The organism is Azonexus hydrophilus (genome assembly GCF_038368255.1).
In the GTDB taxonomy this organism is placed as follows: domain Bacteria; phylum Pseudomonadota; class Gammaproteobacteria; order Burkholderiales; family Rhodocyclaceae; genus Azonexus; species Azonexus hydrophilus.
The window spans coordinates 1,541,141-1,565,150 of the sequence record NZ_CP151406.1; the positions used below are offsets into that span (position 1 = coordinate 1,541,141).

The 24,010-nt window shown below is 64.9% G+C and carries 11 protein-coding genes; 7 read left to right on the forward strand and 4 right to left on the reverse strand.

Annotation, left to right across the window (positions count from 1 at the left end; genetic code table 11):
- The first annotated feature begins 76 nt into the window (after positions 1-76).
- Positions 77-613: a molybdopterin-dependent oxidoreductase gene (locus AADV58_RS07475; protein WP_341744452.1), complete on the forward strand. Its 537-nt coding sequence runs from the start codon at positions 77-79 to the stop codon at positions 611-613.
- The gene (locus AADV58_RS07480; RefSeq protein ID WP_341744453.1) at positions 610-2,811 is read left to right on the forward strand and encodes a PAS domain-containing hybrid sensor histidine kinase/response regulator; all 2,202 of its coding nucleotides are present in this window, start codon (positions 610-612) and stop codon (positions 2,809-2,811) included. The genes AADV58_RS07475 and AADV58_RS07480 overlap by 4 nt, the downstream gene beginning before the upstream one ends.
- A 1-nt stretch (position 2,812) precedes the next feature.
- Here AADV58_RS07480 and AADV58_RS07485 read toward each other — a convergent pair whose 3' ends face one another.
- Positions 2,813-3,739, reverse strand: coding sequence for a response regulator transcription factor (locus AADV58_RS07485; RefSeq protein WP_028995970.1), 927 nt, complete (start codon positions 3,737-3,739; stop codon positions 2,813-2,815).
- Positions 3,726-7,109 carry a hybrid sensor histidine kinase/response regulator gene (locus AADV58_RS07490; protein WP_043421667.1) on the reverse strand — a complete coding sequence of 1,128 codons (3,384 nt, stop codon included), beginning with the start codon at positions 7,107-7,109 and terminating at the stop codon, positions 3,726-3,728. Before AADV58_RS07490 ends, AADV58_RS07485 begins: the two co-directional genes overlap by 14 nt.
- 249 nt (positions 7,110-7,358) lie before the next feature.
- Here AADV58_RS07490 and AADV58_RS07495 point away from each other — a divergent pair, with 249 nt between their 5' ends.
- From AADV58_RS07495 to AADV58_RS07515, 5 genes are all read left to right on the forward strand, one after another.
- Positions 7,359-10,358, forward strand: a complete 3,000-nt coding sequence (locus AADV58_RS07495) for a CHASE domain-containing protein (protein WP_341744454.1) — start codon at positions 7,359-7,361, stop codon at positions 10,356-10,358.
- Between the two features lie 172 nt (positions 10,359-10,530).
- The gene (locus AADV58_RS07500; RefSeq protein ID WP_028995968.1) at positions 10,531-13,887 is read left to right on the forward strand and encodes a DUF2126 domain-containing protein; all 3,357 of its coding nucleotides are present in this window, start codon (positions 10,531-10,533) and stop codon (positions 13,885-13,887) included.
- Positions 13,888-13,956: 69 nt separating this feature from the next.
- The gene (locus tag AADV58_RS07505; RefSeq protein ID WP_028995967.1) at positions 13,957-16,479 is read left to right on the forward strand and encodes a circularly permuted type 2 ATP-grasp protein; all 2,523 of its coding nucleotides are present in this window, start codon (positions 13,957-13,959) and stop codon (positions 16,477-16,479) included.
- A 2-nt stretch (positions 16,480-16,481) separates the two neighbouring features.
- On the forward strand, positions 16,482-17,444 hold the full coding sequence (locus tag AADV58_RS07510; protein WP_028995966.1) for a transglutaminase family protein: 963 nt from the start codon (positions 16,482-16,484) through the stop codon (positions 17,442-17,444).
- Positions 17,444-18,661, forward strand: coding sequence for a TIGR03862 family flavoprotein (locus tag AADV58_RS07515; RefSeq protein ID WP_341744455.1), 1,218 nt, complete (start codon positions 17,444-17,446; stop codon positions 18,659-18,661). Before AADV58_RS07510 ends, AADV58_RS07515 begins: the two co-directional genes overlap by 1 nt.
- Here AADV58_RS07515 and AADV58_RS07520 read toward each other — a convergent pair whose 3' ends face one another.
- Together AADV58_RS07520 and AADV58_RS07525 are read right to left on the reverse strand one after the other, a co-directional pair.
- Entirely contained in the window at positions 18,662-21,679 is a 3,018-nt protein-coding gene (locus AADV58_RS07520) for a CBS domain-containing protein (protein ID WP_341744456.1), read from the reverse strand.
- Complete coding sequence (locus tag AADV58_RS07525) at positions 21,676-23,982, reverse strand: response regulator (protein WP_341744457.1); 2,307 nt, start codon at positions 23,980-23,982, stop codon at positions 21,676-21,678. The genes AADV58_RS07520 and AADV58_RS07525 overlap by 4 nt, the downstream gene beginning before the upstream one ends.
- Positions 23,983-24,010 lie beyond the last annotated feature (28 nt).

The window sequence follows — 24,010 nt, forward strand, 5'->3', positions numbered from 1 at the left end:
TCGACCCGGTGTTCGCTGCCCGATCGGGTAAAATCAGGCCTTGCCGTTTATCTTCGTTTTTCCAGAGATGCTGTCGATGAAAATGCGTGTGTGCCTGAAGCCGTTGCTCCTCTCCGTTGTTCTGGTTTGCGGCCCGGCTGCCGTATTTGCCGAAACGCCGGGGGTACCCAGGGCGGTGGGGCTGACCGTCAGCAAGGCGACGGCGCCGGTGCTGACCTTGCATGGTGCCAGCGGCGACGTGCAGCTGAGTCTGGCCGAGCTGGAAAGTCTGGGCATGCACGAGGTACGGACGACGACCTTCTGGCCCGAGGACGATGGTAGCTATGCCGGCCCCCTGTTGCGCGATGTATTGCAACGTGCCGGCCTGGACAAAGCGGATGAGATCCGGGTGCGCGCCAAGGACGGTTTTTCCCAGGTGATCCCCCGCCAGGACTGGGAGCGCTGGCCGGTCCTGCTGGCGACCCGCCATGATGGGCAGCCGATGCGCCCGCGCAACAAGGGGCCGTTGCGCATCATCTATCCGCGCGACATGTCGCCGGAATTGGCCGACTCGGTCTATCGTCTGCGCTGGGTGTGGCTGGTGGACAGCATCGAAGCAAAGGCCGGACGATGACCCGGGCCTGGCTGCGCGGCGTTTTCCTGCCAGCAGCATTGATCGCTTTGCTGACGGGCGGCCTGGTCGTCTACCTGACGCACAGTACCAGTCAGATCAAGGCAGCCTTGCCGATTTCATCGCTGCACAAAGAGCGGGACTTTTCGGTCCTGCTCTACGATTTCCTGCGTCTCGAGCATGCGCTGGTGCGCTACGCGGACAGACCTGGCGCCGATTCTCGCGAGCAGTTCGGTTTCGCGCTTGATCTGCTGGTCCTGCGTTTGCAGGACAACCGTTCCCTGTACGCCGGCAGCGATCCGCGCATCGATGCGCTGTATGCCGATGCCGATGCCCTGGTCGCCACACTCGATTCCTGGCAGGATGATTCGCCCGAGCCGTCGGCGAGCGTGCGCCAAGCCGCAGTGCGGCAGGCAGCCCAGTTGCATGCCGTGCTGAAGTTGTTGAACGACGACATATTCCAGGCCTCGATGGCGCAGGCCTCGGTGCAACGCAACCATATTGCCGCACTGCGCCAATCGGTCAGTGTGCAGATCCTGTTTGCCGGTCTGGGCGCCTTGCTGTTGCTGTGGTTGTTGATCCAGAACCGGCGCGCGCTCGATGCCATGAAACGCAGCGAAGAAACCCTGCGGGCGATTGTCGACAACACGCCGTTCGAATTCTGGGCGCGCGATCGCGACGGTCGCTGCATCATGGAGAACCGTGCGCTGATCCAGCACTGGGGTAGCCTGCTCGGTAGCCGCCCCGAAGACAAGGCGAGTTCCCCGGAGGTGCTGGCAGTGTGGCTGGACAACAACCGTCGGGCGATGGCCGGCGAACTGGTCGATGCGGAGGTCGAATACCTGCACGCTGGCGAACGGCGTTTCTACCAGAACATCATTGCGCCGATCCGGGTGGATGGTCAGGTGACCGGTATCGTCGGTCTGAATCTCGACATCACCGAGCGCAAGCGGGCGGCGATGGAGCTGGAGCGCTACAAGCTGCATCTGGAAGACCGTATCGGCGAACGCACCCGCGAACTGCTCGCTGCCAAGCAGGCAGCCGAGGCGGCAAGCGTTGCCAAGAGCGCTTTCCTGGCCAATATGAGCCATGAAATCCGTACCCCGCTCAACGCCATCACCGGGATGACTCACCTGCTGCGCCGCGCGGGCGTCAGTCCCGAGCAATCCGGGCGTCTGGACAAAATCGAAATGGCCAGCCGGCATCTGCTGGAAATCATCAATGCCGTTCTCGACCTGTCCAAGATCGAAGCCGGAAAGCTCTGGCTCGACAGAGCCGAACTGCATGTTGCCGGCCTGGTCAACGAGGTCATCGGGATGATCCAGGGCAGTGCGGCAGCCAAACGGCTGCGTCTGCACGCCGATATCGACATGCCGGACATCTGTCTGCTCGGCGACGCCACCCGCCTGCGCCAGGCCTTGCTCAACTACATCGGCAACGCGATCAAGTTCACCGACCACGGCGAGGTTGCCGTTCGGGTCGGCCTGCTTGAGGAAAGTCCGGTCGATGCCCTGTTGCGTTTCGAGGTGTCCGATACCGGAATAGGGATCGAGCCGGCGGCGGTGGCCCGGCTGTTTTCGGTATTCGAGCAGGCCGATAATTCGACCACCCGGCAGTATGGTGGAACCGGACTCGGGCTGGCGCTGACCAAGCGCCTGGCCCACTTGATGGGGGGCGATGTCGGTGTCCGCAGTCAGCCCGGACAGGGGAGTGTTTTCTGGTTTACCGCCCGTCTGGAAAAGGCCGCTGGCAGACCGGTCGTCAATGGCCTGAATGCCGTGCCGGAGGAAGCCTTGCTGCTTGATCGCCACGCCGGCAAGCGCGTGCTGGTGGTTGATGACGAAGCGGTCAATCGCGAAGTGATCCAGGGCTTGCTGCACGATGTCGGCCTGATCGTCGATGGCGTCGAAGACGGCGACCGGGCGGTTCGCCTGATTGCCCGCCAGGCTTACGACCTGATCCTGATGGACATGCAGATGCCGGTCATGGACGGTCTTGAGGCAACCCGCGCGATTCGCGGCCTGCCCGGTCGTGAATCCCTGCCCATCGTGGCCATGACCGCCAACGCCTTTACCGAGGACCGGGAGCGTTGTCTGGCCGCCGGCATGAACGACTTCATTGCCAAACCGGTGGTGCCGGAGGTCTTGTTCGGGACCCTCCTGAAACGCCTGGATGGCGGTTCGCCGGGAAAAAGCCGTTGAATCAGCCTCCCCGCATTTTTCCCAAGGCCAGATTGGCCGCCGCCGTCCGCGTTTCCACCCCGAGCTTTTCGTAAATGTGCTCCAGGTGCTTGTTGACCGTGCGCGGGCTGCTGCCGAGGATGTCGCCGATGTCCTTGCTGGTTTTGCCCTGGACCACCCAGTAGAGCACTTCGGCTTCGCGCTGGGTGAGGCGGAAGGCGGCGATCAGGGATTCGACGGCGGAGGCGTCGTTTTCCTCGCGCAGGACGACCAGCCATTCGTCGTCGCCGGTCTGGTCGTGGAAGGAGGCGAGCAGGCGCTTGTTGCCCTGGGCGGTGAGCAGCGGCGCCGGTTCGCGCTGGTCGCGGCGGGCGGCGTTGGCGGCGGCGATCCAAGCGAGCAGTTCTTCCGGGGCGACGGTTTCCGGGTTGGCGAAATAGGCGTTGAGCAGGTCGCGGGCCAGCGGCGTCTGCCAGACGATGCGGCTGTCGGCGGCGCGCACGGCGACGGTGGCCTGGCCGAAGGCGTCGAGCGCGCTGCGCGCCTGCTTCATCTGGCGGGCGTTCTGCATGTGCGCGGCGATGCGCGCCAGGACTTCGGCCGGGCGGATCGGCTTGGTCACGTAGTCGGCGCCGCCGGCGGCGAAGGCGGCGACGACGTGCTCGGTTTCGGTGAGCCCGGTCATGAAGACGATGGGAATCTGCTGTGTCGCGAAGTCGGCCTTCAGCCGGCGGGCGACTTCGAAACCGTCGATGCCGGGCATCAGCGCATCGAGCAGGATGACGTCGGGCAGGCTTTGGCGCGCCCGCTGCAGCGCCGATTCGCCGTTGGTGGCGACGAGCACGGTGTAGCCGGCCTCGTCGAGCGCGTCGTGCAGCAGCGAGAGGTTCTCGGGGACGTCGTCGACGATCAGGACGATGTCGGAGATGGCGCGGTCAACGGGGTTCATGGGCAGATTTTCTCAGGATTTCCTTCATCGCGTCGAACTGGAACTGGCGCGCCAGTTCGCGCAGGACGCGGACGAACTCGCCGTGGCGGGCGTCGAGCTTTTCGATCTCGGCGAGCTGGGTGAGGATGCCGCGCAGGTAGCCAAGGTTGATCGCTTCTTCCAGCGCGCTGACCTGCCCGGCGTCCGGGGCGACCAGCGGCAGCGGTTCGGCCGGCGCCGGGGCGGGCGGTGGCGTGTCGGCGGTGACCCATTCGAGGCCTAGCTTTTTGCCCAGCCAGTCGAGCAGTTGATTGACCTTGAGCGGCTTGACGATGAAATCCTCAGGCGCAATGCCGACATCGTTGTCCAGCCCCTTGTCGAAGGCGTTGGCCGAGAGAATGGCGATATGGGCGTCGGTCAATTGCTGCTGGCGGATGCGGCGGATGGTTTCCCAACCGTCGATGCCGGGCATGCCGAGGTCCATGAAGACGAGGTGCGGTTTGCACCGGGGAATCGCTTGCAGCGCTTCGTAGCCGCTGGCGGCCTGGTCGACGATGAAGCCGAGCGGTTCGAGCACGCTCTGCAGCATGTCGCGGTCGACCTTTTCGTTGTCGACGACGAGGATGCGTTTGCGCACGCCGACATAGCCAACCCGGTTGAGCTTCGGCAGTTCGCGTGCCGCCTGTGCCGAATGCACCTGCGGCAGGAAGAGGCGGATGCGGAACAGCGTGCCCTCGCCGGGCGTGCTCGACACCTGCATTTCGCCGCCCATCAGGTCGGTCAGCATGCGGGCGATGGTCAGGCCGACGCCGCTGCCGCCGGCCTGCACCGTGCTGCCGCGGACGAAGGGTTCGAAGATGCGTTCCATGTCCTCGGCCGGGATGCCGGGGCCGGAGTCGCGGATTTCGAAGACGGCCATCTCGCGCCGGCATTCGACCTTGAATTCGACGCCGCCGCGCACCGTGAACTTGACCGCGTTGCCGAGGATGTTGATCAGGATCTGGCGCAGCCGCTTCTCGTCGGCGCGGACCACGGCGGGCAGCTCGCCGGCCGGCCGGTAGTCGAACGACAGCCCCTTGTTGCGCGCCTGCAGCTCGAACATGCCGACGATCTGCTGCATGAAGTCGGGGAAGTCCATCGCCTTGACCTCCAGCGTCAGCTTGCCGCCTTCGATGCGGGCGATGTCGAGGGTGCCCTCGATCACCGACAGCAGGTGGTCGCCGGACTTGCGGATGACGCTGACCGCCTGCTTGCGCTTGGGCGGCACTTCGGGGTCGGCGTCGAGGATCTGGGCGTAGCCGAGGATGCTGTTCAAGGGCGTGCGCAGTTCGTGGCTGATCGCCGTGATGTAGCGGCTTTTCGCCTGGTTGGCGGCGTCGGCTACCTGTTTGGCCTTCTGCAGCGCCTCGTCGGTGCGTTGGTGCGATTCGATTTCCTGCAGCAGCAACTGCGTCTGGCGGTTCGATTCCTCCTGCGCGACGCGCCGGCTTTCCTGGGTCAGCACCATCCACCAGGCGCCGACGCCGGAGAGCAGCAGCAGTGCGGCAAAGGTCTTGACGAAGGTTTCCTGCAGCGCGGCGACCATGCCCGGCTTGCCGTCGCCGAGCATCAGCAGTTCGTGCGTGTACAGCACGCCGAGGACCAGCGCCAGAATCGGCACGATGCCGAGCATCAGCAGCAGGTAGTGGCCGAGCCCGGTTTCCAGATAGGGCAGGGCGGCTTTCGGCAGCAGCCGGCGCAACAGTGCATGCCACTGCGCCGACAGATTGGCGTGCGGTTTGCACAGGTCGTGGCAGCGGGCGTCGAGCGAGCAGCACAGCGAACAGATCGGCCCCTGGTAGGCCGGGCAGTGGGCCATGTCTTCGCCTTCATACTCGCGCTCGCAGATGACGCAGGTGTGACTGTGGGGGGCGGCACCGCCGGCCGTGCGCGCCAGGTAGTAGCGGCCGCCGGTGGCCCAGGCGATCAGGGGCGAAATGACGAAGGCGGCGGCCATGGCGACGAATGGCGCGTAGGGCTGGACGGCGTCGCCGAGCAGGCCCGAGAAGGCGGCTACCGAAAGCAGCGAGGCGACCACCATGGCGCCGACGCCGACCGGGTTGATGTCGTAGAGATGGCTGCGCTTGAACTCCATGCCCTTGGGCGACAGGCCGAGCGGCTTGTTGATGACGAGGTCGGCAACCACCGCCGCCATCCACGAGATGGCGATGTTCGAGTACAGCCCGAGCACCTGGCCGAGCGCCTGGAAGACGTTGAGCTCCATCAGCAGCAAGGCAATCGCCGTGTTGAAGACGACCCAGACGACGCGCCCCGGGTGGCTGTGGGTCAGCCGGGCGAAGAAGTTGGACCAGGCGAGCGAGCCGGCGTAGGCGTTGGTGACGTTGATCTTGAGCTGCGAGACGATGACGAAGATGGCGGTGACGGCAATCGCCAGGGTCGTGTTGTCGAAGACGTGGGAAAAGCCGATCAGGTACATCTGGTTGGGGTCGACCGCCTTGTCCGGGCTAAGGCCGTCGCGCAGCAACAGCCAGGCGAGCAATGCGCCGCCGAGCATCTTGAGGATGCCGGGAACGACCCAGCCCGGTCCGCCGACGATCACCCCAAGCCACCAACGGCTGCGGTTGGCGGCGGTCTTCTCGGGCATGAAGCGCAGGTAATCGACCTGCTCCCCCATCTGGGTCACCATGGCGATGCCGACGGTCAGCGCCGCACCAAAGAGGTGCGGGTTGAAACTGGCGCCGTTGCCGTTCTCGCCGGCGTAGGCGAGCAGGCCGGCGAAGGCGTCGGGCTCTTCGAGCAGCACGAAGACGTAGGGCAGGACCAGCAGGAAGATCCACACTGGCTGCGTCCACGCCTGGAAACGGCTGATCGCGGTGACGCCGTGGGTGACCATGGGGATCACCACCAGGGCGCAGACCAGGTAACCCCAGGCCGGCGGCAGGCCGAAGGCGAGTTCCAGCGCGTAGGCCATGATCGCCGCTTCGAGGGCGAAGAAGATGAAGGTGAAGGACGCATAGATCAGCGAGGTGATGGTCGAGCCGATGTAGCCGAAACCGGCGCCGCGCGTCAGCAGATCCATGTCCAGCCCGTGTTTGGCGGCGGTATGCGAGATCGGCAGGCCGATCAGGAAGATGATCAGCCCGGTCGCCAGGATCGCCCAGAAGGCGTTGATGAAGCCGGCGTTGACCAGCATGGTCGCGCCGACCGCCTCGAGCACCAGAAACGACGCTGCGCCGAAGGCGGTGTTGGCGACGCGTAGTTCGGACCACTTGCGGAAGCTGTGCGGGGTGAAGCGCAGCGCGTAATCTTCGAGCGTCTCGCTGGCGACCCAGGTGTTGTAGTCACGGCGGATCTTGATGATGCGTTGGGCGGGGGCGTTATTCTGGTTCATGCACCAGATTGAAGCAGGTTTTATGCCTTGGTGAACCGGGGTTTTTGTCTGCCTCGCAACTTCTTGGTGCAGGTTTGATTTGTGTTCTGACGCAGGAAGAAATACATTGTCTTAATAGATATCGCTGTCAGGGCACTTCGCTCCTGAAGCAACGATTTCGAGATTGGAGCGCAATTGCCTGTTCCCAAGTCCTGCACCGGAGAGTCATCGCCGCTGGGGTCGCGCCGTCGGGGGATACTGAATCCCGAGGTGTTGCCCTGGATCGTGCTCGGACTGCTGTTGGCGCTGGTCTTTGCCGCCTGGTACCTGGCTCGGGAAACTGCCAACCAGCGCGCCAGCGAGAGTTTCCTCTACCGTGCCGAGAAGGAACGCGATTACATCCAGCGGCGCATGTCGGCGCACGAGCAGATATTGCGCGGTGCCGCCGCCTTCTTCGAAGCCAGCGATGACGTCACCCGGGATGAATGGCGGCGCTATGTCGCGCGCCTGCAACTCGGCGGAAATCTGCATGGGACGCAGGGGCTGGGTCTGGCCCTGGTGTTCGCTCCCGAGGCCAAGGCGGCCCATGAAGCGAGCTTGCGTGCCGACGGCATCTCGCCGCATGAAATCCGCCCGCCCGGCCAGCGCGATCAGTACAGCAGTGTCACCTATCTGGAGCCGCAAAACGAGCGCAACCGGCGGGCGATCGGCTACGACATGCTGACCGACAACGCGCGGCGCGAGGCCATGGAGCGCGCCCGCGACAGCGGGCAGCCGGCGATGACCGGGAAAGTGATTCTCCGACTGGAGCCCGAGGGGCCGGACCGGCAACCCGGTTTCCTGATTTACCTGCCGGTCTATCGTACCGACCTGCCGCGTGACACCGTCGAACAACGGCGGCGCGCGCTACTTGGCTTTGTTTTCAGTCCTTTCCGGGCTGGCGATCTGCTGCGCAATATCAAGGCAAGCCGCGAGATGGATGTCGATTTCGCGCTGTTCGATACTACAGTTGCGCCGGAAAACCTGCTCTACGATTCGCTGGCCGACGAACCGGCGGTATCCGGTCGCCATCTCGTCGATCTGCCGATGGAGCTCGGCGGCCACCGCTGGGTCGTCCGCTTCCGTAGCAGTCCCGAATTCGACCTCGCTTCGACCAGCAGCTTGCCGCAAAGCATTGCCGGTTACGGACTGCTGCTCGGGCTGATGATCTTCGGTCTGCTCTACGGCAATTCCCGTCACAACCGGCGGATCGAAGCGATCGCGCATCGCTTGCGGGACAGTGAGCAGTCGCTGCGCAGCATCCTCGACAACACGCCGGATGCCGTTTTCATCGCCCGCCCGGATGGCAGTTACGAATACGTCAATCAAACGGCCGGCGAGCTGGTCGGCTACACCCGGGAAGAGCTGCTGGTCATGGGTATCGGCGGGCTGGCGCCCAGCGGGCTGGACGAGGTACACCATGAACTGTTCAAGCAGGTTGTCGACGAAGGGCGTTGTTTTGCCGAAATCGATCTGCGCCGCAAGGACGGCAGCATCGCCCATGCCGAAATGAGCGCGGTCCTGTTGCCCAACGGCAATGTGCTCGGCCTGTGCCGGGACATTGCCCGGCGTCGGCAGGCGGAGCAGGCCCTGCTTGCCGCCGAGCGCAAGTTCCGCGGCCTGATCGAGCAATCCCTGGTCGGGGTGTACATCATTCAGGATGGCTATTTCCCTTACGTCAATCCGCGTTTTGCTGAAATGTTCGGCTTCGCCAGCCCCGACGAGGTGATCGGGCAGGTTCCGGTCAGCAATCTGGTGGCGCCGGAAGCACGGGACACCGTCGCTGAAAACCTGCGGCGGCGGATGAGCGGCGAAGTCGAGGCGGTCAATTACTCCTTCGTCGGCGTGCGTCAGGACGGTAGCCGGCTGGATGTCGAGGTCTATGGGCGGATCATGGAGCACGAAGGGCGGCCGGCCGTCATCGGTGTCCTGCTCGACGTTTCCGAGCGCAAGCGGGTCGAGGCCGAACTCGAACAGAACCGCCTGCACCTGGAAGACCTCGTCGCCGCGCGCACCAGCGAACTGCTGTTGGCCAAGGATGCTGCCGAAGCCGCCAATCGGGCGAAGAGCAGTTTCCTCGCCAACATGAGCCACGAACTGCGTACGCCGATGAACGCCATCATCGGCCTGAGCGAAATTCTCCTGCGTCGCTACGACGATCCGGCGTTATGCGACAAACTGGGCAAGATTTCCGGCGCGGCCAATCACCTGCTGCGTCTGCTCAACGACATCCTCGATCTGTCCAAGATCGATGCCGAACACCTGGTGCTGGAGAACGTGCCTTTCCGTTTCGGCAGCTTGCTGGCCGATGTCGACAGCCTGGTTCATGACCGTCTGGAGGCGCGCCATCTGATCCTCAACCGGCAGATCGACCCGCGTCTGGCCAGCCTGGAACTCCTGGGCGACCCCTTGCGCCTGCAGCAGATACTGCTCAATCTGGTGACCAATGCCGTGAAATTCACCGAGCGGGGCGGGGTGACGATAGACCTCGGGGTCGAAGCCGAAAGCCCGGGTGACATCTCCCTGCGCCTGAGTGTCGAGGATACCGGCATCGGCATCCCGGCCGAAGCGCTGGGGCGCATTTTCTCGCCCTTCGAGCAGGCCGACAGTTCGACCACCCGTCGCCATGGTGGTACCGGACTCGGTCTGGCGATCTGCAAGCGCCTGGTCGAACTGATGGGTGGTTCGATCGAAGTGAGCAGCACGCCGGGCCTGGGCAGTTGCTTCAGCTTCGTGCTGCGCTTCCACAAGGCCGCCAAGCCGGCCGCCGATGCCTCGTCGATGGCGATTGCCGGCGGCGAAGCCGAGACGATCATCCGGCAGCGTTATCACGATCGACGCATCCTCGTCGTCGAGGACGATCCGATCAACCAGGAAGTCGCCCGGGAACTGCTGGAAACCTCGCTCGGGCTCGCCGTCGACGTCGTTTCCGACGGTCGCGAAGCGGTCGACAAGGCGGCTCAGGTCCCTTACGACCTGATTTTGATGGATGTCCAGATGCCGGTCATGGACGGGCTGGAGGCGACGCAGGCGATCCGTCAGCTTGCCCTGCATGCGACAACGCCGATCCTGGCGATGACGGCCAACGCCTTCGTCGATGACCGGCAGCGTTGCCTGGCTGTCGGCATGGACGACTTCATCGCCAAACCGGTCAATCCGGATGTCCTGTTCCTGATGATCAAGCGATGGTTTGACCGGATGTCCGCTCAGGTCGGCAAAGACGGCGCCTGATTGCTGCGGCACCGGTTCAGTCGATGATGCATGCACTGTTTAGGTGCGTGCATGCCGACATCAAGCCTTCATGAAGTGCGTCGCACAATGGCGGGCAATAAAAATCAAGGCCTTGTAAGCATGGTTCATGTCTTGCTTCTAGGCTGGTGAACAATCCATCCGGAGCTTGCCCGTGTCCATCCATGTCGCACTGAACCACGTCACGCATTACAGCTATGACCGTCTGATCAATCTCGGTCCGCAGATCGTCCGTCTCCGCCCCTGCCCCCATTCGCGCACGCGCATCCTGTCCTATTCGCTGAAGATCGGCCCGGCGAAGCATTTCATCAACTGGCAGCAGGACCCGCAGGGCAACTACCTGGCGCGCCTGGTGTTCCCGGAAAAGGCCCGCGAATTCCGCGTCGAGGTCGACCTGGTCGCCGAAATGTCGGTGATCAATCCCTTCGACTTCTTCCTTGAACCGCACGCCGAGAAGATTCCCTTTGCCTACGTCGCCGAGGAACGCCACGAACTGGCGCCTTATCTCTACAAGGTCAATTATGGCCCGCTGTTCGATAAGTACCTGGCCGGCATCCCGCGCGAGGCGACGCGTAGCGTCGATTTCCTGGTTGCCCTCAATGCCCAGGTGCAGCGCGACATCAGCTATACGATCCGTCTCGAACCCGGTGTGCAGACGCCGGAGGAAACCCTGGAAAAGCGCTCCGGCTCCTGTCGCGACTCGGCCTGGCTGCTGGTGCAGTTGCTGCGCCATCTCGGCCTGGCCGCGCGCTTCGTTTCCGGCTACCTGATCCAGCTCACCGCCGACGTCAAATCGCTCGATGGCCCGTCGGGCCCGGAAGCCGATTTCACCGACCTGCACGCCTGGACCGAGGTTTACCTGCCCGGCGCCGGCTGGATCGGGCTCGACCCGACTTCCGGCTTGTTCGCTGGCGAAGGCCACATTCCGCTGGCCTGTACGCCGGAGCCATCTTCTGCGGCACCGGTCAGCGGCGCCATCGACAAGTGCGAAACCGAGTTCTCGCACTCGATGGGCGTCACCCGCATCTGGGAAGCGCCGCGCGTGACCAAGCCGTACACCGACGAGCAATGGTTGGAGATCGAGAATCTCGGCCACCACATCGACGACGAGCTCATGCGTATGGACGTGCGCCTGACCCAGGGCGGCGAGCCGACCTTCGTTGCTGTCGACGACCCCGACGGCGCCGAATGGAATACCGCCGCACTCGGCCCGACCAAGCGCTTCTTTGCCGCCGAGCTGTTCCACCGCTTGCGCGATAAGTACGCCCCGAACGGGCTGATGCACTTCGGCCAGGGCAAGTGGTACCCCGGCGAGCAACTGCCGCGCTGGTCGCTGAACTGCTTCTGGCGCAAGGACGGCGAGCCGATCTGGAACAACCCGGCGCTGTATGCCGACGAGCGCAAGGATTACGGCGCCACCGCCGACCAGGCCGGGCATTTCCTCAAGCGCGTTGCCGAGCGCCTGGGGGTGACCCCGGACTACGTCTTCCCCGGCTACGAGGATGTCTACTACTACATGTGGCGCGAACGGCGCCTGCCCGGCAACGTCGACCCGTTCGACTCACGCGTGGACGACGCCATGGAGCGCGAACGCCTGATGAAGGTATTCACCCAGGGCATGACCTACGTGGTTGGCCATACGCTGCCGATCATGAAGAACGTCTACAACGAGTGGCAGACCGGGCCGTGGTTCCTGCGCGCCGAGCGCTGCTACCTGTTCCCCGGCGATTCGGCGATGGGCTACCGCCTGCCGATCGACTCGCAGCCGTGGACGGCGCAGAGCGACTATCCCTACGTCAATGTCCCGGATGCAGAGACGGCGACCGATCCGCTGGCTTCCTACGCCGCCCTGCGCGCCCGCGTCAGCGGCGAAGTCGGCGCCCGCGTGCCGCAGATGCAGGATAGACGTGGCGCAGCTGCCGGGATCAGCGCCGACGGCAAGGGTCGGGCCTGGGAAAAGCCGACCGACACCCGCCCGGGCTTCAAGGAATCCGCCGGCTGGATCACCCGTCTGGCGATGTGCGCCGAGCCGCGCGACGGCAAGCTCTACATCTTCATGCCGCCGACGCAGACGCTCGACGATTACCTGGAAATCGTCGCCGCCGTCGAAGCCACTGCCGAAGAGATGCAGCTGCCGGTGATCATGGAAGGCTACGAGCCGCCGTCCGACCCGCGCCTGACGCATTTCCGGGTCACCCCCGACCCCGGCGTGATCGAGGTGAACATCCACCCGGCCCGCAACTGGGATCAACTGGTCGGTCAGACCACGCACCTCTACGAAGCGGCTCACCTGACCCGCCTGACCACGGAGAAATTCATGGTCGACGGCCGCCATACCGGCACCGGCGGTGGTAACCACTTCGTCCTCGGCGGCGCCACCCCGAACGATTCGCCCTTCCTCCGCCGGCCGGACCTGCTCAAGAGCCTGGTCGCCTACTGGCACAATCATCCCAGCCTGTCCTACCTGTTTTCCGGCCTGTTCATCGGCCCGACCAGCCAGGCACCGCGGGTGGACGAAGCGCGCAACGACAGCCTCTACGAGCTGGAAATCGCCTTCAAGCAGATTCCGCCGGCCGGCCAGAATGTGCCGCCCTGGCTGATCGACCGCATCCTGCGCAACCTGCTCACCGATGTCACCGGCAACACGCACCGTTCGGAATTCTGCATCGACAAGCTGTACTCGCCCGACGGCCCGACCGGCCGCCTCGGCCTGCTCGAACTGCGCGCCTTCGAAATGCCGCCGCACGCGCGCATGTCGCTGGCTCAGCAATTGCTGCTGCGGGCGCTGATCGCCCGCTTCTGGAACGAACCCTACAGCCCGCAACGCCTGGCCCGCTGGGGCACCGAGTTGCACGACCGGTTCATGCTGCCGCATTTCGTCGAGCAGGATTTCCGCGACGTCATGGAAGAAATGACCGCTGCCGGCTATCCGTTCAAGCACGAGTGGTTTGCCCCGCATTTCGAATTCCGCTTCCCGAAATACGGCGATTTCGCGGTCAAGGGCATCGCCTTCGAACTGCGCCACGCGCTCGAACCCTGGCACGTCATGGGCGAGGAGGGCTCGGCCGGCGGCGCCGTGCGTTACGTCGATTCCTCGGTCGAGCGCGTCCAGGTCAAAGTCACCGGCATGGCGCCGGACCGCTACATCCTGACCTGCAACGGCGAACCCGTGCCGCTGACCAATACCGGAAAAAACGGCGAGTTCGTTGCCGGCGTCCGTTACCGGGCCTGGCAGCCGGCGTCCTGTCTGCATCCGACCATCGGTGTGCATGCGCCGCTGGTGTTCGACATCGTCGATACCTGGATGCAGCGTTCGCTCGGCGGTTGCCAGTACCACGTGGCGCATCCGGGCGGGCGCAGTTTCGATACCTTCCCGGTCAATGCCTTCGAAGCCGAAAGCCGTCGTCTGGCCCGTTTCTTCCGCTTCGGCCACACGCCGGGACGGATCGAGGTCAAGGCACCGCAGGTCAGCGCCGAGCACCCGTTTACGCTAGACTTGCGCCGTTTCTAACCGGTTGGGCGGCGGCTTTCCGCCGCCAGCCGAACGACAGGCCGGTAGCGGCCTGTTTCTTTTCCTGCCATGGCCCGTACACTTCTCGCCATCTATCCGCATAGTGCCCGCCGTTACGACGAAATGTTGATGGCGGATGGCGACGTGCGCCCGCACTGGCGGGGCTTCTTCAACCATCTGGATGCCGTGTCGCCGGAAGACATGCACCAGCGGCTGGATTTTGCCGACCGGCGCATCCTGGAAAACGGCGTCACCTACAACGTCTACGCCGACCCGAACGGTGCCGACCGGCCGTGGGTGCTCGATCCGGTACCGCTGATCATCCCGCCCGACGAATGGGCCGAGATTTCTGCTGCCGTGGCCCAGCGGGCGGCCCTGCTCAACGCCATCCTGGCCGATCTCTATGGTCCGCAGACGCTGCTCGCCAAAGGCCTGCTGCCGCCGGCGCTGGTCTATGGTCAGCACGGTTACCTGTGGCCGTGCCAGGGCATACAGCCGCCGGGCGGGGTCTGGCTGCACCATTACGCCGTCGACCTGGCACGCTCGCCGAACGGGCGCTGGTGGGTCATCGCCGACCGCACGCAGGCGCCGTCGGGTGCCGGTTACGCGCTGGAAAACCGGCTGGTCGTCTCGCGCGTCTTCCCGGAAATGTTCCGCGACCTGCACGTCCAGCATCTGGCCGACTTCTTCCGCGACCAGCAGGAAGGCCTGACCAAACTGGCGCCGCTCGATCCGGGCGAGCAGCCGCACATCGTGCTGCTGACGCCGGGGCCGTACAACGAAACCTATTTCGAACACGCCTACCTGGCCCGTTACCTTGGTTTCCCGCTGGTCGAGGGCCAGGACCTGACGGTGCGCGGCGATACCGTGTTCCTGAAAACCCTGCGCGGCCTCAAGCGGGTGCATGTGATCCTGCGCCGCCAGGACGACGACTACTGCGATCCGCTCGAACTGCGCGGCGATTCGGCGCTCGGGATTCCCGGCCTGATCAACGTCGCCCGCGCCGGTCGGGTGGCGATTGCCAATGCGCTCGGCAGCGGACTGCTCGCTTCGGGGGCGCTGATGGGTTTCCTGCCGGCGATCTGCCGCGAACTGCTCGGCGAGAAGCTGGCCATGCCGTCGATCGCCACCTGGTGGTGCGGCGAGAAGCCGGCCCTGGAGTTCGTCAAGGAGAACTTCGACGATCTGGTGATCAAGCCGGCCTACCCGACCCAGCGCATGGAGCCGGTGTTCGGCCATGAGCTGGAGGGCGAGGCGCGCGAGGAAATGCTGCGCCGGATCGAAGCCCGGCCGCATGCCTATGTCGCTCAGGAAATGGTCAACCTGGCGCAGGCGCCGACTTGGAGCCGTGCTCACGAACGCCGGCTGATCGCTCGGCCGGTTGGTCTGCGCGCCTACGCCGCAGTCAATGGCGACGGCGAGTATTCGGTCATGCCCGGCGGCCTGACCCGCGTTGCTCAGGGCGCTGGCGCGCGCATCATCTCGATGCAGCGTGGCGGCGCGTCTAAGGATACCTGGGTGCTGACCAACGGCCCGGTCAGCGAATTCACGCTGCTCAAGCCGTCGTTCGGCGTGCGCGACCTGGTCCGCGCCGGTGCCAACCTGACGTCGCGGGTGGTCGAGAACCTGTTCTGGCTCGGCCGCTATTCCGAACGGTTCGATGACAGCGCCCGCCTGCTGCGGGTTGCCCTGGCGCGCCTGGTCGATGTTGGCGGCGAGAAGACCCAGGCCGTGGCGTCGGTGCTCGAACTGGCCGAGCGACTCGGTGTCCTGCCGACGCCCGAAGAAGATAACGAAGTCGGTGAGGGCAGCGAACATTCGCTGCTTGAAGCCATCTACGATCCCGATCAGCCGGGCAGCCTGGCCGGCAACATCCGCAGCCTGATGTGGTCGGCCTCGCATGTGCGCGAGCGTCTGTCGCTCGATCACTGGCAGTCACTGAACCGCTTGTTGCGCGAACAGCAGACGGCGCAGAAGAAACATCCGACGCTGACCGAGGCGATTGCCTTCCTTGACCGCGTGCTGCTGGTTTCGTCGTCGCTCAACGGCTTCGCCATGGACAACATGACCCGCGACGATGGCTGGCGGTTCCTGATCATCGGCCGCCGTCTCGAACGTTTGTCCTTCCTCGCGCGCGGCGTCGCCGATTTCCTGCGCATGGAATCGGCGCGCGGTCAGGGTTGCCTCGAATGGCTGCTGGAAATGGCCGATTCGATCATCACCTACCGCTCGCGTTATTCGCGCCATGCCGAACTGCTGCCGGTCATCGACCTGCTCGTCTTCGACGAGAGCAATCCGCACGGGGTCAGCTTCCAGACCAATGTGCTTGGCCGTTACCTGGAACGCATGGCCAGCGAGCTTGGCGCCGATTACGACCAGCGCCTGAGCGGGGCCGTCGAGCGCCTGCGTGCCTTCGACCTGGGCAAGCTGGAGCATCTGCAGTTCAACCAGTGCCGCAGTTGTGCGCCCTGCGAAGAACTGGCCACCTTGCTGCTCGATCTCGATGCCGCCGCGGCGCATCTGTCGGACGGCCTGGCCATGCGCTACTTCACCCATGTCGGCGACGTCAGCCGGCAGACCATGGCGCTGTGAACATGGAACCGGTCCGTTACCACGTCCTGCACGAAACCAGCTACGACTACGGCAGTCCGATTTCGCTGTCGCAGCAGCAACTGCACCTGTCGCCGCGCTTCCTGCCCTGGCAACTGGTGCACGAACAGCGCATCGACATCGAGCCGCAGCCGACCTGGCGCCGCGACGGCCTGGATGCCTTCGGCAATCCGGTGAGCTGGATTTCCTTCCACGCGCCGCACGACAGCCTGCGCCTCCGGTCGACGATGAATATTTCGGTCCTGTCGCACATGCCTGACGCCGAGCAGCTTGCGTCCTCGATGCCCTGGGAAGAACTGCGCGAGCGCCTGGCCTACGACGCCCAGCCGCCGGAGCCGGAAGATCTCGAAGCGGTGCGCTTCCTGTTCGAAAGCCCGCACGTCCGCGTCAAGCACGAACTGGCGCAGTATGCGGCCGACTGTTTCCCGCCGGGCACGCCGGTGCTGGTCGGGGCGCACAATCTGATGACAAAGATTTTCGAGGAATTCGAGTTCGACCCGGAAGCGACGACGGTATCGACACCGGTACTCGAAGTGCTGGAGAACAAGCGCGGCGTCTGCCAGGACTTCGCCCACCTGATGATCGCCTGCCTGCGCGCGCTCGGGCTGTCGGCGCGCTACGTCAGCGGTTACCTGCTGACCCGGCCGCCCCCCGGCAAGCCGCGCCTGATCGGCGCCGATGCCTCGCACGCCTGGGTCTCGGTGTATGCCCCGGGCACGGCGGACAACTGGGTCGATTTCGATCCGACCAACAATCTCCTGCCCGATACCGAGCACATCACGCTGGCCATCGGCCGGGATTTCTCCGACATCTCGCCACTGCGCGGCATCATCCTCGGCGGTGGTAGCGCGGAGCCGGAAGTGGCGGTGACCGTGGTGCCGCTCGACGAAGAGGAAATTCCGGAAGCCCTGCGGGCTGCCGCCGAGGCGGTCAAGGCCGCCGACTGATGCGGCGGGCGGTCATCGTCGGCGGTGGTCCGGCTGGCCTGATGGCCGCCGAGCGCCTGGCAGCCCAGCCGGGGATCGAAGTCGATGTCTTCGACGCCATGCCCTCGCTGGGGCGGAAATTCCTGATTGCCGGCGTCGGCGGCATGAACATCACCCATGCCGAAGCCATGCCCGATTTCATTGCCCGTTATGGCGCACGGGCTGCCCAGATCGCGCCGCTGCTCGACGATTTCGGGCCGCAGGCGGTGCGCGACTGGATTCACGGTCTGGGCATAGCAACCTTCATCGGTAGTTCCGGGCGGGTTTTCCCCCGGGAAATGAAGGCCGCGCCGCTGTTGCGCGCCTGGCTGCACCGTCTGCGCGGGCAGGGGGTGCGTTTCCACGTCCGGCATCGCTGGCAGGGTTGGGATGCGGCCGGCCGCTTGCGCTTCTCGACCCCGGCCGGTGAGGTCGCGCACGCTGCCGACGTCACGCTCCTGGCGCTGGGCGGCGGCAGCTGGGCCAAGCTCGGTTCCGACGGACGCTGGGTCGAGGTGCTGGCCAGCCAGAATATTCCGGTCGCGCCGCTGCGTCCGGCCAATTGCGGTTTCGATGTGGCCTGGAGCGAACATTTCCGCCAGCGTTTCGCCGGCCATCCGGTCAAACCGGTGGTCGGCGAATGCGGCGGTCTGCGTCAGCAAGGCGAATTCAACATCACCGAGCAGGGGATCGAGGGCGGGCTGGTCTATGCATTGTCGGCACCGCTGCGCGATGCGCTCGATGCCGGTGCGCCCGCGCACCTGGTGCTCGACCTGGCGCCGGGGCGTAGCCAGGAGCGTCTGCAGTCCGACCTGGCCCGGCCACGCGGGCGCGATTCGCTGGCCAAGCATCTGCGTCGTTGCGCCGGTATCGAGGGAGTCAAGGCCGGGCTGCTGCACGAATTCTGTCCGCCGCCGGTACTCGGCGATCCCGTTGCCCTGGCCGCGGCGATCAAGGCCTTGCCATTGCCGGTCAGGGCCACACGACCGCTCGACGAGGCGATCAGCAGTGCTGGCGGCGTCCGTTTCGAAGGGCTGGATGACAGTCTGATGGCACAGACCCGCCCTGGGCTATTCCTGGCCGGCGAAATGCTGGACTGGGAGGCGCCGACCGGCGGCTATCTGCTGACCGCCTGCCTGGCCAGCGGCTACCGCGCCGGTAACGGCGCCGCTGCCTGGCTGTCGCGCCAGCCGGCCTGATCAGTCGAGTCGGGCCAGGGCCTGCGCCAGCAGCTCGGCTGCGGCAGCAAAGTCGAAATCGGCGATCTGCCGCTCGAAGCGGGGAAAGTCCTCGCCCAGCAGTTGGCGCAGGACGGCACCATCGGTTTGCAGGCGGGCCTGGGCCGAGAAATCGCAATCCTGGAGTTGCCGGGTCAGACTGGCCAATTGCTGGCGCACTTCGCCGGCGGCCATGTTCAACTTCGGCTGGCTGGGCTGGACGGACGGCGGCGCCAGTTCGAGCGCAGCGTGCAGTTGCCGGTACTGCTGCTCGCAGTCGGCGATGAGGCGGAGGATTTCATCGTTTGGCCGTGTCTGGCGGATGGCGTGGTCGACGTCGGCCGCACTCTGGAACACCGCACTGGCGCCAAGCGTCGCCGCCGCGCCCTTGAGCGAATGCGCCAGCCGCCGGGCTTCCTCGTTTTCCCCCCGGGCCAGCAATTCGCGCATGCGCGCGAAGTCGCCGGTGTGATTGTCGGCCAGGCTGCTCAGCAAACGGCGATAGGTCGACAGTTTGCCGCGCACGGCGTGCAGGCCGGCCTTGAGATCGAGGCCGGGGATGCGCGAGAGTTGTTCGAGCTGCGCCGCCTCATCGTTGGCGGCGGGCGGCGGCGAGTCGGCCGGGAGCGTCTTGCCGGCTTCCAGGTCGGCGCGTTTTAGGGTCACCGAGAACCAGAATTCGCTGCCTTCGCCCAGGTGACTGTTCACGCCTATCCTGCCGTCCATCATTTCGGCCAGGCGGCGGCTGATCACCAGCCCCAGGCCGACGCCGCCGTGCCGGCGGGTGGTCGAGCTGTCGCCTTGCTCGAAGGGGTTGAACAGGCGCGGTAGAAGATCGGCCGGGATGCCGATGCCGGTATCACGGATCGAGAAGCGCAGGGTGATCGAGCGGGACTCGCTGGTTGGCGCGTCGACCGACAGGGTGATGCTGCCGCGGTCGGTGAACTTGACGGCGTTGGACAGCAGTTGCTGCAGGATCTGCCTGAGGTAACCCGGATCGCCACAGAGGCGTGCCGGAACCTCCGGGGCAAGGTGGTGCACGAAATCCAGCCCCTTGCTGTGCGCCTGTTCGGCGAACGGCTGGCAGGTTTCGGTCAGCAGGTCGGCCAGCGAGAAATCGGCGTTCGCCGGTTTCTGGGTGCCCGATTCCAGGCGCGACAGATCGAGAATGTCGTTGAGCAGCTGCATCAGCTGGTTGGCAGCGTCGGCAATCCGGCCCAGGCGCTCGTCGTCGTGATCGCGCTGGAGCAGGTGGGTCAGCCCGAGGATGGCGTTCATCGGGGTGCGGATTTCATGGCTCATGTTGGCCAGGAAACTGCTTTTCGCCCGGCTGGCCGACTCGGCTTCTTCCTTGGCATGCTGCAGTTGCTGGGTCCGTTGTTCGACCAGGCTTTCGAGTTCGGCACGGTAACGCGCCAGTTCCTGCTGGTCGCGCTTGCGCTCGGTGATGTCCTCCTCGATGGCCAGGTAATGAGTGACCTGGCCGTCGGCCTGGCGAACCGGGGAAATGATCGCGTAGGCGTTGTACAGGGTGCCGTCCTTGCGCCGGTTGATGAATTCGCCCCGCCACAGGTCGCCTCCGCGCAAGGATTGCCATAGCGCCTGCGGGGTTTCCGGTGGCGTCTGCTCGGATTTAAGGAAACGCGGATTGCGACCGATGGCTTCTTCCGGCTGGTAACCGGTGCAGGTGACGAAGGCGCGGTTGACGTATTCGATGTTGCCCTCGGCGTTGGCAATGACCACGCTGTGCGGACTTTGCTCGATGGCCAGCGACAACTGGCGCAGGCTGGCTTCGTTGGCGGCCATGGCGCGGCGCTGGCTGATGTCGGCAAGAATGCCACTGGCCATCGTCACCCGACCGTCGCCGTTGCGCTCGGTGATGCTGCCGCGGTCCTCGACCCACAACCAGCCTTTGGCGGCATGGCGGACCCGGTATTCCAGGCGGTGTTGATCGCTGCTACCGTCGAGGAGGGCGGCGAAGGAGCGCTGGTAGGCGGCCTGGTCGTCGGGGTGGATGCGTTCGCGCCACTGCAGTACGGACTTCGGCTGGGCAGCCGTGGATTCACCGAACAGGTTGCACAGGCTGTCGCTGCAGAGGAATTGGTCGTTGCCCGCACGATATTCCCAGGCCCCGGCCCCGGCGGCGGCCAGGGCGAAGTCGAGCTGGGTCTGCAGGCGCTGGCGGTCGCGTTCTTCGCACAGGTGGATCAGGGCAGCTTCCATCTCGTGCAGGGCCAGTTGCTCGAACAGTCGCTGCTGGCTGACCATGCCGGCGAGCCGGCCACGCTTGTCGAGAACCAGCATGTGCCTGACGCGGTGCGTGGCCATCGCGGCCAGGGCATCGCTGACCGAACTGTCGATGTCGACACTGTACAAGGGGGCGGTCATCGCTTCGGATAGCGTAATGTCGCTGGCTGCCTGCACGCGATTGAGCAGGCGAGGAATGTCGCGTTCGGTCAGGATGCCTTGCGGGACACCGTTGGCGGAGCACAGCACGTAGTCCGTTGTATTGCTCAGCATGCGGGCCAGCGCCTCGTTGAGCGGCGTCTCCGGCGAAAGCTGGGGCATCTCCCGGTCCATCGCGCTGCTCAGGTTCTGCATGTGCTTGAACGCTAGGGCACCGAGATGGCGGCGGAAATCGGTTTCACTGACGATGCCGGCGGTGCGACCATCGCCAGCCAGCACCACCAGATGGCGGATGCGATGCGTGTCGAGCAGTTTGCGGGCCGCCAGCAGGTCAAGTTCAGGTGGCGCGGTAACCAGTGGGCTGGACATCAGTTCGCTGATCGGGGTGTTGCCGGGCAGGCGCCAGTGCAGGGCGCGCAGCAGGTTGCTTTCGGTGACGATGCCGCTGGCGCATTCCGGGCTGCCGACCAGCAGGCTGGAAATGCCCGCCTCGCTCATGATCCGGGCAATTTCGGCAAGCGGGGTAGACAGTTCGACGGTACGGACGTCGGTCGTCATGATGTCCGCCAGGGTCATGGGAAAACGCGGGGTCATGAGGATCTCGGATGTTCCTGTTGGTAGTGCTGGATGCCGGTGCAGGTCTGCTTCAAGGCGTCGATCAGGTCGGCAAACAATGGTTCGGGATCGTTGGCCGGACCACCGGGCAGCAGGGCGTCGTTGAGGGCGCAGGCGGCAGCATGGATACGCCAGAGGCCGAGCGTTCCGGCCACGCCCTTGAGATTGTGCGCCAGCTGCCGGGCATCGTGCAGGCGGTTTTCCCGGCGTGCCGCGTCGAGGATTTCGTCGTCATGACCGTGGCCCGTGATGAAGCTGTCGAGCAGACGCCGGTAATTGCCGATCCGGTTGCGTACGGCGACCATGGCCTGTTCCATGTCCACCCAGTGCTGGGCGGCCAGTGCGGCCTTTTCATCGTCTGCCGGCGGGGCATGCGTGACGGGCTGGCTGGCCGTATGCAGCGGCATCCATTTGGCGATCGAGGCGTACAGGTTGTCGGGATTGACCGGCTTGGCGATGTGGTCGTTCATGCCGGCTTCGAGGCAGCGTTTGCGGTCCTCGCCGAAGGCGTTGGCGGTCATCGCCAGGATCGGCGTGAGACAGCCATCGGCGCGCAGCCTGCGGGTGGCTTCGAGGCCATCCATGACCGGCATCTGCATGTCCATCAGGATCAGATCGTAGGTGTTGCCCAGGCAGAGTTCAATCGCTTCCGCACCGTTGGTGGCAACGTCGATGGTGAAGCCGACGTCTTCGAGCAGTTCGCGGGCGACTTCCTGATTGATCGGGTTGTCCTCGACCAGCAGGATATGCGGCGATTTCTGGAATTGGCGGAGTTGGGTGGCGGCGCCGGCATCGGCCACGGCGATGGCAGCGTTGTCACCCTTGCCGGCCTGCAGGCGGGCGGTGAACCAGAAATTGCTGCCGACCTCGGGCGTACTGTCTACTCCGGTATCGCCGCCCATCAACTGGGCCAGGTGACGGGCGATGGCCAGGCCGAGGCCGGTACCGCCGTAGCGCCGGGTGGTCGAGTCGTCGGCCTGTTCGAAGGCCTGGAACAGGCGTACCTGCTGTTCCGGCGTGATGCCGATGCCGGTATCGCGAACCGCGAAGCGGACCAGCAGGCCGCTGCTGTCCCGGTCGACCAGGTCGACCTCGACGCGAATGCTGCCGTGCTCGGTGAATTTGGCCGCATTGGTGAGGAAGTTGAGGAGAATTTGCCCGAGCCGCAGCGGATCGCCATGCAGGACCTCGGGCAGAGCGGGATCGATGTGGCAGGAGAATTGCAGGCCGCGCGAGCGGACCCGGTCGACGATCAGGGTCGAGGTGTTGTCGATGATCTGCTGCAGGCGGAAGTCGCTGGGCGCCAGAACCAGCTTGCCGGCCTCGATTTTCGAGATGTCGAGAATCTGGTTGATGATCGCCAGCAGGTGGTGGGCGGCGTCCTGGACCTTGGCCAGGCGGTCGAGCATGCCCGGATCGCCGGTCTGGCGGGTGGCCAGGTGGGTGAGGCCGATGATGGCGTTCATCGGCGTGCGGATTTCGTGGCTCATGTTGGCCAGGAAGGCGCTCTTGGCCCGGTTTGCTTCTTCTGCCGCATCGCGGGCGCTGGCCAGTTCACGGGTGCGTTCGGCGACCAGTTCTTCGAGGTGCAGACGGTAACGTTCCAGTTCCCGGTTGGCCTGCCGCTGTTTTTCCTCGCGCTCGATCAGGGCGCGCGCATCGGCCAGGCGGCGGGAGATGTCGGTGATGAAGACGATCAGGTAGCGTCTGCCATCGACCCGGATGATTTCGGCCGACAGGCTGATGTCACGGCGATGGCCGTCGCTGGCGACGCCGACACTTTCGTAGTCGATGATATGGCCATCGCGCTCGAGGATGGCGATCATCCGGTCGCGGTCTTCCGCTTTTCCCCACAGTCCGGCTTCGAGCGTCGTCTTGCCGAGCAGCGCTTCCCGGGTCCAGTGGTAATCCTGCAGCATGCGTTCATTGACATCGACCAGTCGGCCGTCTTCGAGGCGGGTGATGCAGGCCGCGACCGGCGCGGCCTGGAAGGCGACGGCGTAGCGAGCCAGGGTCTCGCTCTCTTCCTTGAGTGCCAGCAGCATGCTGTGCTCGTTGTCGCGAGCTGCCTGTAGTGCCCGGTGGGCGTCAGCGAGTTCGCCGAACTTGCGCCGCATCAGGTAATAGAGCAGGCCGGCGGTGATCGCGATGTAGAACCAGCCCTTGAGCAGGTTGACCAGCGCGCGTTCCTTTTCGCTGGGGATCAGCCAGTTGACGGCGAGGTCGCTGAACAATATCCAGCACGCGCCGAAGGCCATGTACCAAAGAACTACCTTCTGCATCGCCCGGGCATATCCGGGATCTTTGGTG